We start from the raw sequence: 14399 nt of genomic DNA on the forward strand, positions 1-14399 counted from the left end.
CCTAATGATAAAGCCGGATGCCGCTATCGGGTCCTGGCACGGGAATGACGGTCCGGCCCTACGGTGGATCGAGTTCGGTTCATGTCGCTTCGCAAGGAGGATGTGTTCCGGCGTCTGCCCGAACCCCTCTTTCTCGCATTCTGCGAGGTTGCGCGATCGGGCCGCTCGGTCTCTGTGCTGATCGCCCCTCCTGTTGCCATCGATCGATTCCGCTTCCGGTGCGCACGCACGTGTCGCGCGTGGCAATCATGCAAGGTCGTGAATCATAGGAGGATGTACATGCTTTTGTCGGATTTCGGCCGCATCGGGTTCGATCCGTTTGTGGAAATGCGGCGCATGCAACAGGAAGTAAACCAGCGTTTGGCCGGGCTGACCGCCAGCGCCGCTCAGGAGTTTCCGCCGATCAATCTTTGGACTGGCGAGGACAGCGTGGCGGTGGCCGCGGAACTGCCGGGGATATCACCTGACGAAATCGGCCTCACGGTGCGCGAGAACATTCTGACATTGAAGGGAACGCGCGAGCCTCGAACGGAGGACGAGAAATCCGTCTGGCACCGCCGTGAGCGCGCCTATGGGACCTTCTCCCGGACAGTGCAATTGCCATTCCGCGTCGACCCGGAACGGGTCGAGGCGCGTTTCGCCAACGGGCTGCTCGAAGTCGAGTTGCACCGGCCGGAGGCGGATCGGCCGAAGAAGATCCAGATCAAGGGATAGAGGGAGGCAAGCATGGCTCAGGAACGCGGATCGGCCGTCGCACCATGCTGCTCAATGCCCGCAAGGTGCTTTACGACCATAGTTCGGCCATCACCATCCTTCTCGCCTTCAATGACATAACGGCCCGTCGTATCATCGAGCGGGAGAAGGAAGAACTGCTCGGTCGCACCGAAGACCTGCTTCGGCAGAAAGACGTCCTGCTGCGCGAGATGGAGCATCGGGTTGCCAACAGCCTGCAGATCATTGCCTCGATCCTGTTGCTGAAGGCACGCTCGGTGACGTCGGAAGAGACGCGCCAGCATCTCAAGGACGCCCATCAGCGCGTTCTGTCCGTGGCCGAGGTGCAACGCCATCTCCACACCTCCGCCGGCGTCGACGAGATCGATGTCGGCTCTTACCTACCGAAATTGTGCAGCAGCCTCGCCTCGTCGATGGTCGGCGAAGCCCAGCCGATCACGGTCACCGTAATGGCCGAAGGCGGCAGGATAGATTCGCAAAGGGCAGTCAGTCTGGGACTAATTGTCACCGAACTCGTGCTCAACGCCATCAAATATGCTTTCCCCAAGAAGAGAACCGGCGCTCGCATCCAGGTGAGCTACGAGACCGCGGGCAGTGACTGGAAACTGACGGTTTCGGACAATGGCGTCGGCAAGATCGCCAACGACGTACCGGCTACCGGACTTGGAACAGCCATCGTCGAAGCACTGGTGAAACAACTGGAGGCCAGGGTGGAGATTATCAGCGATATTGACGGCACCAGCGTGTCGGTCACCCGGGCGACGTTCACCTCGCGCGTGCCGCGAGCGGCGTAAAAACCGTTACTACGATGCTGCCTTCCGGACATCGCCTGATGTCCAGGGGATCTTCTGCCGCCACGGCCTTGTCCCCGGAGCGCAGGACTGCCAGTCGCATCGCATAAGCCGAAACCTCTCAGTCGGTTGAGGGCGCTTCCGATGGCCAAGATCCGCTTTTTTGGCGTTCAGCCGGTGGGACCAAGCTCTGAAGCTGACGCTGCGCAGGTCTTTGCGTGGATGACTCGGTGCGGTCGGTAAACTCGAAGTGGCGGTTGTGTGCGTCAAGTTCTGCAAAATGGGGCGGCCACGATGCTGGTCATGCGGCTTGGCGTAGAGCGAGCTTCTTGTGCTCGCGCAGGTCGTCAATGTTGATGTAGGGCCTCCATCCAGTTTTCGTTGGTTTCGACAGCCGGCGCCCTGACGAGGCGCAGGCAGCTTTCGGCGTTGGGGAAGATGCGCACGACATAGGTGCGCCGGCGGATTTCCTCATTGAGCCGTTCAAGCATGTTGGTGCTCTTGAGATGCTTGTGATGCTGGCGCGGCAGGCAAAAGAAGGTCAGCGTGCGCTCGATGGTCTCCTCCACCGTCGTCCATCTCGGCCTCGAGCACCTCCTGCATCACCGCACGGATCATTTCGTGAAGTCCGTCCGGGTCTGAAAGCAGAATGTCTTTGACGGCAGCGCTGGCGGTCTTACTTTCAATCTTGGTCATGGTGGCGTTCCTTCGCGGGAATCGGCGACATGAACAATCACCAGATCCCATGGCGACGGATGGATAGCGGCGCGTGCTCTGGCAGAGTGACGCTGCTAACAAACACCCCGCGGAGGAACACCATGCATGTAGTGGCCGACCGATCCGAAACTCTGACTGCTATCCGGACTGGTCTGGGCGCAATCTTCGTATCGCTGGAGCTCAGCCGTTCAACCTGGCTGATCTCGTCGTTGTCGCCAGGTGGCGGCGAGAAGTTGTCGAAACACAGTGTCCCCAGTGGTGATTTATCCGCCTTGTTCCGTCGCTTCGATAGCGTGCGAGAGAAGGCAAGAGCACGCATGGGGCCAGACTTCCCCGTCGTCGCTATCCAGGAAGCCGGGCTCGATGGCTCCTGGATCCATCGGGTTCTGAGCAAGGCGGGGATCGAGAGCTACGTCGTTGATCCCGCTTCTATCGCAGTGTCTCGTCGCAGTCGCCGAGCCAAAACCGATAAGATCGATGGTGAAACGCTCGTCTCTCCTTGCCTTCAAGCGAGGCGAACCGCGCATATGTGCAATGGTCAAAGAGCCAACACCGGAGCAGGAGGATCGCCGGCGTATCTGTCGTGAACGCAAGGTACTGACGACCGAACGGGTATATAAAACGCCGCTCACTCAGAATGGTCTCGTCGCCCGAGCCCAGCGGCCGTAGGCGGGATGTTGGTGCAGCCGTGAAGAGCAGCGACCGAATGTGAGGTTGATCTGCTCGGTTACGAGCAGAGTCCTGCAAGTCGGGTTCAACCTGGATCCCATAATCGATATGACAAGCTAATCCCACTTTGACCGGCGCTCAGCACACCTAATTTCGAGCCGCGCCGACCTACACACCCGCTATCGACATGATCCGAGTGGCGGCCTGAACTAGGCCGGCAAACTCATGTTCGTTGGCACTGTTTTTCGCTTGCATCCCGGTTAGGCGGGGACAGACGCCCTACTGCGACGCCTGCCCGGCTTGTCCGTGTCTCGCTCGCCTGACGTTTCGGGTTCGGTCTCAATGATCTCGCCCGCCACCACGGCGCGGGTCCGCTCCAGCATCGCGGGGATGTCCCGCGCGGGCAGCGGGCGGCTGAGCAGGAAGCCCTGCGCCTCGGTGCAGCCTTCTCTTCGGACCCGTTCCAGCTGCTCCACGGTCTCGACGCCCTCGGCGGTGGTCTGCATCCCGAGGCTGTTGCCGAGGCTCGTGACCGCTCGAATGATGGCGACGGAACTGTCGATATCTCCGGCGTCCGTGATGAAGGATTGATCGATCTTGATCTTGTCGAATGGGAACGAGCGCAGATAGCTCAAGCTCGAATATCCGGTTCCGAAGTCGTCCATCGCGATATGAACGCCGAGCATGTGGATATGTTGCAGCATCGAGAGAGTCGCCTGGCTGTTGGCCAGCAGCACTGTCTCGGTGATCTCAAGCTCAAGCCGGCTGGGGCAGTCCCGAGATATCCAATGCCTCGACGATGGTGGAGAGCAAGCGCGCGTTGCGAAATTGCGCCGGGCACAGATTGACGGCGACCTTGATGCTACCGGGCCAGCTTGCCGCGTCGAGACAGGCTTGCTTGATAACCCATTCACCGATCGGGACGATGAGGCCGATGTCCTCGGCCAGCGGGATGAATTCTCCCGGGGATACGATGCCGCGCGTCGGGTGATGCCAGCGCAGCAGCGCCTCGAAGCAGCTGACCTCGCCGCGGTCGAGATTGAGGAGCGGTTGGTAGTAGATTTCGAACTGCTGCCGCACCACCGCTTCGCGCAGGTCGAGTTCGAGAAACCGCCGCGCCTGCATGCGCGCATCCATTTCCGGTTCGAAGAACCTGTAGGTTCCGCGGCCTTCCGCCTTCGCCCGGTAGAGCGCCATGTCGCCGGTCTTGAGAAGTTGGTCGGCGTCAATGCCATCGTCCGGCGCGATCGAGATGCCGATGCTGGCGCTGATCATAACCCCGTGGCCATCGACGACATAAGGTGCGCTCAGCCCATCAATGACCCGTTGGGCAAGAGCTGTCGCCTCGACCGGCTGATCAACCGCGGTTTGAATGATCACGAACTCATCGCCGCCGAGCCTTGCCACGGTGTCGCCTTCACGGGCCACCTGTTTCAGTCTGGCGGCGACCTCCTTCAGCAAGGCGTCGCCAACCGGGTGCCCCAGCGTGTCGTTGACCATCTTGAAATGATCGAGATCGAGGCAGTGGAAAGCAATCTTGCTACCATCACGCCGCATCTCGACCAAAGCCTCCTCGGCGCGTTCGCGGAACAATATGCGATTTGGAAGCTCGGTAAGTCCGTCGTGGCGCGCCATGTATGAAATCTTGGCTTCGCTCCGCCGCAAGTCGGTCACGTCATGGTGAGTGGCAAGCCACCCGCCGCCCGGCAGTGGCTGATGGATGAGGTCGATGGTGCGTCCGTCCCTGAGTTCCACCAGGCTCACCGTCCGCTCTGCGCGATCGATGGTCTCCGTCAGCTGCTGCACATACTTTTCCGGGTCATGGCCGGCATAGAGGCCCGCCGCGATCCGGAACCGCATCAAATCGATCCACGGCGTGCCGGGACGAGTCAGGGGCTCCGGCACATGGTAGAGATCGGCGTAGCTTTGGTTGCACAGAACCAGCCGCCTCTCCGCATCGAACATGCAAAGCCCTACGGGCATATTGGCGGCGGCCGCGGCCAATTGCTGCCGCTCCAGCTCGGCTTCTCGGGCCAAGGCATCGCTGCGCTCCAGGCTGGCCCGGTAGCCGGCAAAGGCCGAGAACAGCACTCCAACCTCGTCCTGCCGATCCCTTTTCAGCGCAATGAGACTCGAACGGCGCTCGCCCTGCGCCAAGCAACGCATCGCCTCGGTCACGGCGAGGATCGGCTTGCTGACATTGTGGCGTATCCAGGCGACAAGCCCACCAAGACACCCGGCGGCAAAAAGAACTGCCAGCCAAGTCAATCTTTGCGCAACGGTGTAGGTCCTGTCCGCCATCACCGCCGCGGCCGTGCTGCGCTCGTTGGTGAGGGCCAGCAGGTCGTCCAATCGCTGCGTGGCGGCGGCAACGGTCGGGAGCGATACCGTCTCGAACTCCTTGACAGCCATTGTTCGCCCTCCTGTTTCGAGGAGCGGGAAAATCGATGTCAGGGAATCTTCGTAGGCCGTCCATAGGTTGACGAACTGGTCGAACAGCTGCTGCTCGGCCAGCGATCCGGCACTCCGGCGATAGGCGCGCCGACCTTGCAGTATTTCGTCGCTTTCCCTCGCCATCTCCTTCTCAATGCCGGCTATCTGCGCAGCCTCGGCAGTGCGCACGCGCAACGTCGCATAGAGCTGGTGTTCCGCGAGGTTGCGCTTCATCTCGCCGACGATCTGGACCTGGGGCAACCAAACGCTGGTGATCTCGCTCGTGACCTTGTTGAGTGATCGCAGTTGCGCGACCCCAAATACTCCCACGGCCACGACGCACAGCAGCGCCAGCCCAAAGCCCAACGAGAGCTTGGTCCCGACGCTAATGTCCTTTAGCCCTCTCATCTAGAAAACTGCAAACGCAAGACCAGTCCTCGTCAAATAGCATCGAGCTTTAGCGAATAGTAAAAGTATTCCTAGTGTCGCGTCTAAGGTATTAATGCTGGCTTAAGACTGCGTAATCCCCTAGAGGATCGACCAAACCACGTTGTAAAAGGCCGGCGGATGAAGCTCACCGATTTCCATATGATCCGATGACGGGCCTACAATGAGATCGAGGTGCTCGCACCTAGTCTTGGAAGCCGCTTGCAGCTTCTTTCACCGCACCGTGGGATCGGCCTTCGATCCCCTTCGAATGTAGCGAGGCCAGCCCATATTATGCACGACGATGGGGCTTTGAGGCTGGCAGTCGAATCTATGATCGGCAGTGTTCATCAGCCGAGGAAGGAGCGCCGCGGCGCGCGCCGAGGCGGTGCGCGAACTCGAGCGTGATCGCCGAGATCGAGGCGAAGGAGCCGCTCGAAGCGCTCGACACCTTCATGGCGCAGAACGCATCGATGATCCAGGCCCAGCATGCAGCCTCCAGCTTCGATGTCCATCGGGTCCTTCAGGCCATGGACCACGAGCCGAGACCGCCGCAAGGCGATGCCGGACTGATGCGGCTGCCGGTGGTCGACATGCAAGGCCGGCCGCTGGCCAGCGAAGCCGAGTTGCGCTATTCCATTTTCCACCGCTTGACCTCGGGCGCGGTGAAGGTGGTGGCGGTGCAGCTAAAGGGAACTCCGACTGGAGCCATGCTGACACGCACGTTCACCGTGGAGGGCGTGCCCTACCGCATGGACCTGTTCGGCGGCAGCAAACTGAAGCCGCCGCAAAAGAGCCTGAACCAGCTTGCCTCTCACCTGCCTTTCACGGCCGCAGAGGCCCCAAGCGGCAAGCTTTTGGCGATCCCCTATGCCGAGACGGCTCCGGGTACGGCCTTTGAGCAGCTGTCGCGGGCCTGGGCGCCGTTCAAGGAAGCCTATTACTATACCCAGCGCCGCGGATTTGCCGCGCCGCCGGGCATCCCCGACATTGGCCCCCATGATTATGCGCTGGAAGGGTGCTTCAAGCTGTCCCTTCTGCCCGACCATCCCGCAGGCGCAGTGCATCCCTTCCGGTTCGAGGGGCGAGACGGCGAGATCGCCTTGCGGCCGCATGACGGCTGCGGCTTCATTAGGGCCTCACTGGCCGAGCGCATGCCGTCCATTGCCCGGGCTCGCCACGACGCTCCCGAGCGGATGCCTGCCTATGCCGATAAAAGGCAATCGGCGGTACCGCCCTCGGCGCTGCAACATTATCCGCGTAGCGTCGAGGTAGCACAGGAGACCCGCGAGAAGGCTCAGGCTTGGCTCGAAACCCATCAAAGCCTCACCGCCGAGGAGCTGTTCCGGACGGTCACGGGCGGGCATATCGAGGGTTCGAGCGCTATCGCCGTGCCGTCCAGCGACGAATGCCTGCATGTGCCGACGGGCAAGAGCAAGACCTTGACCCGTGACGCTGGCGTGCTTGTCGGACGCTCCCCCTATGACAAGCCCAACCTGCGCCCGTTCGCCGCCGACCGGGTCAGGTCGGCGCGCGATGGCGACCGGACCGCGGCGTTCCTGGATCGGTGCGTGGCCTTCCAATATAGCTTCAACTTCGCGCACAGGTCGGGGGCTGGGCTTGCCGCCGACGATCCGACCTTCTTTGCCAAAGGCATCTTGATCGTTGTGCCCGACGAAATGTGGCCGGCGGACTTCGCCGAGCGCGGGGTCGTGATGTCTGCCGAGGACGTAAAGTGCCATTCGTACTGGCTGGAGGAAAAGGACCGGGTCAAGGCCGACACCGCGCTCGAGTGCGTCGGCATCCTGCAGGCGACGGAGGTGTTCGCGCCCGGCTCTTTGGTTGCGGTTCCAAGCGTCGAACAAAAAATGCTCGACGGCGATTTTGATGGCGACACCGTCGTCATCATTGGCGACCAGCCTCGCCTTTACGAGCATGTGCGCCAGTTCGACGCGCAGCTGCAGGCGCGCGGCATCGCCTCGATGAAGCCGCCGAAGTCGCACACGCCGGCCATTGAGAAAAGCGGCTACCAGTTCACCCGGTCCAAGCAGATCCTGTCGGCCACCGGGCTGGTGCTGGAGACCTACAGCTGCCTGCAGCGCAACGTGCTGGCGCAGCCGCTGGAGGCGCAACGCTGGTTTGCCGAGCGTGCCATCTTCGGCACCTACGAGGGCATTCATAATGAGCTCAAGGCCGACATCCGCGCACTGTTGCAGGAAGATCGGCCGGATGGCCAGGCCCTCCATGAGCTCATCGCCAGGGCGAGGGAAGACAGCAAGGCCGCCAGGCATCCGGTGGCCTGCGAACTGGCCGCGTTGTTAGTGGCCGAGCTCCAGGACTGGAACCTGCAGCTCAATAGCGAGCCGGCTCATGAGCAGTCGGAAGTCAAGCTGCATGAAAGCGCCATCAATCTGTTGAGCGTCGGCATCAAGGTCGGCACTGACGCCTACAAGTCCGATACCGGTGCGCGGGTGTTCATGCAAAAAACCACCGAATTGCAGCGGCTCTTGGAGCAGAGGCCGGGCTTCAAGTCGGCGCCATATGTCAAGGCGCAGGCGGCAAAGCTCCACCAGGGCCGGTTCGACGTCGATGGCAGCCTGGCGGATCTGAAGGACAACCCCACGCTGGCGGCATCGGTCATGGAGGCCTCGATCAGACTCGCCGTCGAAAAGCGCATTCTGCTCAGCGCCTTAGCAATCTCGGCCGAAGACGACCGCGCCAGCACGATAACGCTGAGCAGCGAACAGGCCCTTGAGCGGGCCAGGCTCGAAGCCGCCCCCGCCGAAGCGCAAGAAAGCGCGATTACCAAAAATTGTGCATGCGGTTGCCGAGCTTTTGCGGCAGGACGGCATCGAGGTGAAGGTGCCGCATCTTGACCAACGGTCGGGCGGGCAGGTCTGGATAGCCGACGAGTTGACCGGCCAGAGCGTGAGCACGGCGCCGGAGGCCCAACTGGTCACCAATGCCGTGCGCCATGTCTTCGAGATCCCGGACGAGGCTTTTACGCGCGCCTTCAGGAAGGCGGCACTGGCCTTCGAGGAGCGGGACTGCAGCGAGGTCGAGACCACCAACTGGGTCATCAGGATGGACAGGCCGCGGTTACGCGGCGTTCACACGGCGTTCAGAACCGCGCAGAACTATCGCTTCGAGGTCGAGTTCCCTACGCCGGCCAGTTATCGGGCCGAGCTCGCGCACCGCGCGCAGAGCTCACAGCTAGTCCCCATTCCCCGTGGTGCCTGGGAGATATTACACTGGGACTCGTCAGGAGAAAGCAGGTCGAGGGCGGCAGGGACCTCCAGGTCGCCCATCGTCGCAAGACAACAGATTGCGGTCGCTCGCTCGCCGCAAGCCGGCGAGATCCTCGCGGCCCTCGGTACGCGGCCGGTCGTGCTCGTCGGCATGCCGGCGAGCGGCAAGTCGACCATCGGCGCCCAGCTTGCCAAGGAGTTGGGGGTGGAGTTTGTCGACATCGATAAGCATATCGTCGCCGATCACGGCAATCTGATGGAGATGTTCGCCGACCCTGGCCGTGGCGAGGCGCACTTCAGGGACCTGGAGACCAAAGAGCTCGCCAAGCAGCTGGAGAGAGGCCCCATCGTCATCGCAACCGGCGGCGGCTGCTTTGGCAAGGAGTCCAATCAAGCCCTGATTCTTAATAAGGCGAGGTCGATCTGGCTCGACACCCGAGCTGAAAGAGCTCCGCAGGCGCCTCGAGAGGGACACCAGCCGGCCGCTGCTGCAAGGCGCCGACATCGAGCAGAAGGTTGACCAGCTGTACGAAGAGCGCAGTCCGTTCTACCAAAAGGCCGATATCAGGTTGCCCCTCGTCCCGCCCTTTCAAAAAGACAAGAAGGACGCCCGCATTTGCGTGAAGGAACTCTACGCTTTCCTGTGCAGCGACAGAGAAGCCGCTCTGCCCGCTGCCGAGATATCACATGTCTCCGGTGCTTCCGGCACCGCCATCAGCATGTCCCCAACAGCTCAGCGCATGCACGATGATCATCACAACGGCTACGATTGCGGGGGCGGCGTCGTGGAAACCATCCAGGCGCCGGCGGCACTATTGAGTGAAAGGGAACGGCCGCCGCTCCTCGACACCCTCACCGCCGACCCGCAGCCTTTGCTGGCCGGCAATAACGCACGAGCGAATTTAGCGTCTTCCACGAGAAGCAGGGAACGCTCAAGTCGAGGACGATAGCTTAGGCGTCGCAGGTTTGGTGCAGGGTGCGGGTTCGCACCGAATGCTAATAAAAGTGGGAAACGCATGCATAAGTCGTGAGAAGCCTGATGGCCGAGTTGATCCGGCCTGGATGACACAAACGTACAAAGACGAACCGCCGGTGCCGGGTCGCGCGCCAAATCCTGGTGATCGACCGGAAAGGATCAGCTCCGAGTCTAAACGGCATCGTCAACTTAATGAAGCGCGGATACTATGACAGAGTGACCCAATCCACCGCCGCGCCATTGCGTCGGTTTCGACAGATAAGATGGATTGGGCAGGCGAGCTCAAAAGAGCGATTGTAAATCGCAGTTGTAGCAGTGTAACAAACTGCGTAACAAAAAGCGCGAAAAGATTAGCATTTTCAGCAGGATAGGCGTGAAACCGAATCCCTCCCTCTCCGCCATTTAGTCCAGAACCTGACATCTCCCGGGCCGCTAGCCGCCTGCCGCATATCGCCCAGCCAACATGACAGAGCCGCCCGAGCCGGGACACTCTGGCCTTCGCGGAGAGCCGTAAAGCTTCGGCGATGGGCAGGTCCATTCGGCATCTCCGCACATGGCTTTCTGTCCGCAAGCGCAGCCATGCCGCTGTGAATTTGCCAGCCGGTTTAGCCCAAATGGGGGAAGAGGCCCGGCCCGAGATCTCGTAATGGTTGGTTCGCCCAGCCAGTTAGGAGACCACTATGCGCAAAGCCTCTCTCGCCATCACAGTCGCCGGCACGGCCTTCTTCGGTCTTTCCACTGCCGCATCGGCATGCGTGTCGATGGACGGCAACTTCGTCGTAAACAACTGCAATTATCGCGTCATGGGAAATTACAAGGGCTCGGATGGCAGTTGGGGTGGCTTCGGACCCATCCGCGCGGGCGGTCGTGAGGTAACTTCCAAAAGACGCGATGCCGGCTGGGACATCAGCTATTGCAACTACGATTCATGGGCGGCAGGCACCTGCCGGCCGAAGGATCCCAGGCAGATGTAGCCGCTTTCAAGCGCGTCGATTTGCGCGCTCGGCTCGATGCTGACGATGTGGCCGGCGTCGAACACCGGCCACTCTGACGGCGCACGGTAAATCCGTTATTGCTCCCTCTTGAACAGATCCTGGAAGATCAGCTGGCCCCAAGTGCGGCCGCGTGCGTGCACCAGTGCGCCGCCCTCGTTGAGCTTCCCCAGCTTGACCGGTGCGAACCCGAGTTGTTTGGCCAAGGCCGCCACGGGAGCGATCGCGTCCTCGTCGTCGCTCGAAAGAAAGACGACCCGGTGGCCGCCCTCGACGATCGGATCGGCAGCCAGGGTGGCCGCAATCAGGTGATTGAAGCCTTTGACGAGCTTGGCGCCGGTGAACGCCTTTGCGACGAAGGCGGAGGACGGCAGACCGTCCAGTTCTTCGGGGACTGGAAACACGTTCGTCGCGTCGATGATCGTCTTGCCTTCCCAGCTTGACAGCGCCTTCGCGACATCTGGGTGCGATTCAAAGCGGACAGCCAAAAAGATGATGTCCGCCTTGACCGCGTCCGCCAGCGTTTTCGGGATGATCGTGGGTCCGATCGCGGCCGCGGCTGATGCAAAGCTTTCCGGGTCGCGCGTGGTTGCCACGGACACTTCGATGCCGGTGCGGGCAAACGCCTTGGCAAGAGCCTGGCCGATCTTGCCGAAGCCGATAATTGCATAGCTCATGTATATTCTCCTTCAGTTTACCAGGCCCTGCGGGCTCGGGATATCGAATGGAATGAACGGCGGGGCGAGCGGGTCAGATTTGCGCCAAGCCCCCGTCGACGGCGACCTCGCTGGCGGTCATGAAGCTGCTGTCGGGCGACGCGAGAAACGCAGCCGCCGCCCCGATCTCCGCTGGATCGGCCATCCGCTGAAGCGGATTCATCGAGGCGAAGATCTTCAAGCCCTCCTCGCCTATCGCTGCCTTCGCGAGTTCGGTCGCCGTCGGCCCGGGCGACAGCACGTTTACCCGGATGCCGGTGCCTTTCAAGTCTTCCGCCCAGGTCCGCGCGAGGTTGCGCACGGCCGCCTTGCTCGCGCTATAGGCGCTGAATGCGGGCGCGCCCGTGGTGCCGGCGCTCGATCCGGTCAGGATAATCGAACCGCCCTCGCCCATCAGCGGCAGCGCCTTCTGGACCGTGAAGATCGTACCCTTCACATTGGTGTTGAAGGTTTCGTCAATGTGCTCGGCGGTGAGCTTGCCGAGCGGAAGCAGGCTTCCCACCCCGGCGTTGGCGAAGATGATGTCGAGGGTTCCGCGCTCGGCCTTCACCGCCGCGTAGAGCCGATCGAGGTCGGCCTCATCCGAGACCGAGCCCTTCACCGCGCGGGCATTGGGCCCGAGTTCGGCCACCGCGGCGTCTAGCGCTTCCTGCCGGCGGCCGAAGATGAAGACGAAGGCGCCCTCCTCGATGAAGCGCTTCGCTGCGGCGCGGCCGATGCCGGTGGCGCCGCCCGTTATAACCGCAACCTTACCGTCTAGCTTGCCCATGATTTATCCTTCCAGGTTCTGTCTTTGGTGGTTCGGGGATGCCCCGAGAACCTCTAGATGGGCCTGTCGGGGTCAGGTGGTGAGTGCGGAAGCGCGCACATCGGTGGTGCAAAATCGATCCGCTTTCAGGGCTGACGCCAGCCGCGACCATCCGTGTCCGCCATTCGGAATTGCGCCGCCCCTGTCGACATAAGCCGTGATGTCCCGCCCCCTACTGCAGTAGGATGTGCTAGATACAGGCTTTGGAAGGCGCACCGCGCGGTGCCGGATTGCACCATGATCGACTGGGATGACGTTCGCTACTTTCTAGCCGTCGCACGCGGAGGCTCGGTGCGGGCTGCCGGCGCGCAGCTCGGGGTGAATCACTCGACCGTACTGCGACGCATCGCCCAGCTCGAGGAACGCCTCGGGGCGCAGATGTTCGAAAAGCTGCCCTCGGGCTACCGTCTGACGGCTGCGGGCGAGGAGGTCCTCGAGCTTGCGAACCAGATGGAAGCGTCGTCGCACCAGCTGGAGACGCGAGTCTTCGGGCGCGACCAGGGCGTGCGCGGGCTTCTGCGGGTGACGCTGGCACCGCCCCTCGCGACACACCTGCTCATGCCGGACTTCGCCGATTTCGCGCACCTGCATCGCGACATCGAGATGGAAATCCTGTCGTCCGGCGAGCTGGCAAATCTGACCAACCGAGACGCCGATGTCGCGATCCGCGTCGTCTACGACCGCAAAACCCTGCCGCTCAATCTTCACGGCCTGAAGGGACCGGAGGTGTTCGGCGGCGTCTACATGTCCCGCGATCGCCTCGCCGCGTGGCGTGCGGGCGCAGCTGATCCCATCCGGTGGATCGTCATAAGCGCTCATGGGATTCCGGAATGGGCCAGCGCGGGTGAGGTTCGCACCACGGGGGTGCCGTTCAGGACCACGGACGCCGAGGCGCAGATCGTTGCCGTACGGCAAGGTCTCGGGATCACGACACTGCCGTGCTTCGTCGGAGATGCCGACCCCCTGCTGGTGAGGGTGCCAGGCACCGACCTGCACATGTACGGAACGCTCTGGCTTCTCACCCAGGGGGAGACACGCAAGACGAAGCGCGTGCGGCTCTTCACGGAGTTCATATCCCGCAGCCTCGCCGCCTACGCTCCGCTTCTCACGGGACTGTCCATATCGCGCGACTGACGCCCGGGCGGGTCGCCTGCCACGCTTGCGGTGGACAGGTGCCTGCAAGCGGACATCCCGGCGTCGGACCTGGGTCGATAGCGCGGCCCGCCCCCTTCCGCGATCCGGGCCTTTCCGAGGTTCGCCAGTCAATCGGGTGGATCCGACTCGGGTAGGCGGCACCTATTGCGGTTGCAGATGCTCAGCCATGAAGTCGACGAAGGCCCTCAGTTTGGGGGTGATCTGACGACTCGCCGGCCAGAGAACATTGAACTGATCGGACTCCAAGGGCGGCATGGGCGATGTAGGAATGGGCGGCGACGGAACAGAAGCTCTCGGAACGGATGCCTTCTCCGAAGATCCCTATGCTTCAGAGCGCGTGACCAGTCGCTGATCTGACCTCAGGCCGAGCCATCGGATTGATGCTCGGCAATCGCACTCAGAAAAACCTGGCCGAACTCCTTCAGCTTTGCCGCCCCAACCCCATTCACTTCAGCGAAGGCGTCGAGGTCGTGCGGGCGGCGCTCGGCCATGTCGATCAGGGTGCGATCGGAAAACACCACATAGGCCGGCACCTGACGCTCCTTGGCGAGCCGCAGTCGCAAGGTCTTCAGCGCGGCCAGCAGCCCGGTGTCCACATCCGATTGCCCGAAATCCTGCCCGGAGCGCGTCTTGCCGCGCAAGGCGCGGCTGCGCACCTCGACACGATAGTGGAACGGCATCTCGCCACGGCCAAGCGCATGGCCTTTTTCGGCGATAGCGAGGCCGCCATGACCGG

General features: G+C 62.0%; 10 protein-coding genes and 4 pseudogenes. 8 read left to right on the forward strand and 6 right to left on the reverse strand.

Annotated elements, in window-relative coordinates; genetic code table 11:
• Nucleotides 1–81 precede the first annotated feature (81 nt).
• Together EN749_RS02860 and EN749_RS02865 are read left to right on the forward strand one after the other, a co-directional pair.
• Nucleotides 82–714: an Hsp20/alpha crystallin family protein gene (locus EN749_RS02860; protein WP_126057616.1), complete on the forward strand. Its 633-nt coding sequence runs from the start codon at nt 82–84 to the stop codon at nt 712–714.
• A gap of 29 nt (nt 715–743) precedes the next feature.
• A pseudogene (locus EN749_RS02865) lies at nt 744–1526 on the forward strand (sensor histidine kinase); the annotation flags it as partial.
• A gap of 298 nt (nt 1527–1824) precedes the next feature.
• On the opposite strand, the pseudogene EN749_RS02870 reads toward EN749_RS02865, so the two are convergent.
• A pseudogene (locus EN749_RS02870) lies at nt 1825–2107 on the reverse strand (transposase); the annotation flags it as partial.
• Nucleotides 2007–2219 carry a hypothetical protein gene (locus EN749_RS02875; protein ID WP_126057615.1) on the reverse strand — a complete coding sequence of 71 codons (213 nt, stop codon included), beginning with the start codon at nt 2217–2219 and terminating at the stop codon, nt 2007–2009. The gene EN749_RS02875 and the pseudogene EN749_RS02870, both read right to left, overlap by 101 nt.
• Nucleotides 2220–2341: 122 nt before the next feature.
• Here EN749_RS02875 and EN749_RS37580 point away from each other — a divergent pair.
• Nucleotides 2342–2855: pseudogene (locus EN749_RS37580) on the forward strand (transposase); the annotation flags it as partial.
• 393 nt (nt 2856–3248) lie between these two features.
• On the opposite strand, the pseudogene EN749_RS02890 reads toward EN749_RS37580, so the two are convergent.
• Nucleotides 3249–5750 (reverse strand): annotated as a pseudogene (locus tag EN749_RS02890) (diguanylate cyclase).
• A gap of 422 nt (nt 5751–6172) precedes the next feature.
• Between EN749_RS02890 and EN749_RS02895 the strand changes: the two are divergent.
• The 4 genes from EN749_RS02895 to EN749_RS02900 all read left to right on the forward strand — a co-directional run bounded on the left by EN749_RS02895 (nt 6173) and on the right by EN749_RS02900 (nt 10966).
• Complete coding sequence (locus tag EN749_RS02895; RefSeq protein WP_245455307.1) at nt 6173–8644, forward strand: hypothetical protein; 2472 nt, start codon at nt 6173–6175, stop codon at nt 8642–8644.
• The gene (locus EN749_RS39400; RefSeq protein ID WP_245467324.1) at nt 8583–9536 is read left to right on the forward strand and encodes a shikimate kinase; all 954 of its coding nucleotides are present in this window, start codon (nt 8583–8585) and stop codon (nt 9534–9536) included. The genes EN749_RS02895 and EN749_RS39400 overlap by 62 nt, the downstream gene beginning before the upstream one ends.
• Nucleotides 9505–9966 carry a hypothetical protein gene (locus EN749_RS38585; RefSeq protein WP_245454879.1) on the forward strand — a complete coding sequence of 154 codons (462 nt, stop codon included), beginning with the start codon at nt 9505–9507 and terminating at the stop codon, nt 9964–9966. Before EN749_RS39400 ends, EN749_RS38585 begins: the two co-directional genes overlap by 32 nt.
• A gap of 706 nt (nt 9967–10672) precedes the next feature.
• Nucleotides 10673–10966, forward strand: a complete 294-nt coding sequence (locus EN749_RS02900) for a hypothetical protein (RefSeq protein WP_189367330.1) — start codon at nt 10673–10675, stop codon at nt 10964–10966.
• A gap of 95 nt (nt 10967–11061) precedes the next feature.
• Here the strand turns inward: EN749_RS02900 and EN749_RS02905 are convergent, their stop codons facing one another.
• Complete coding sequence (locus EN749_RS02905; protein ID WP_128362528.1) at nt 11062–11661, reverse strand: NADPH-dependent F420 reductase; 600 nt, start codon at nt 11659–11661, stop codon at nt 11062–11064.
• A gap of 73 nt (nt 11662–11734) precedes the next feature.
• A complete protein-coding gene (locus tag EN749_RS02910) occupies nt 11735–12469 on the reverse strand; it encodes an SDR family oxidoreductase (RefSeq protein WP_128362529.1) in 735 nt (244 codons plus the stop codon).
• Nucleotides 12470–12745: 276 nt separating this feature from the next.
• Between EN749_RS02910 and EN749_RS02915 the strand changes: the two genes are divergently transcribed.
• A complete protein-coding gene (locus tag EN749_RS02915; RefSeq protein ID WP_128362530.1) occupies nt 12746–13642 on the forward strand; it encodes a LysR family transcriptional regulator in 897 nt (298 codons plus the stop codon).
• Nucleotides 13643–14022: 380 nt separating this feature from the next.
• On the opposite strand, the gene EN749_RS02925 is transcribed toward EN749_RS02915, so the two are convergent.
• Nucleotides 14023–14399 (reverse strand): HRDC domain-containing protein (locus EN749_RS02925; RefSeq protein ID WP_189367333.1); only part of this gene is annotated, 377 nt, incomplete at its 5' end.

The organism is Mesorhizobium sp. M7A.F.Ca.ET.027.02.1.1, from assembly GCF_004022985.1.
GTDB lineage: Bacteria > Pseudomonadota > Alphaproteobacteria > Rhizobiales > Rhizobiaceae > Mesorhizobium.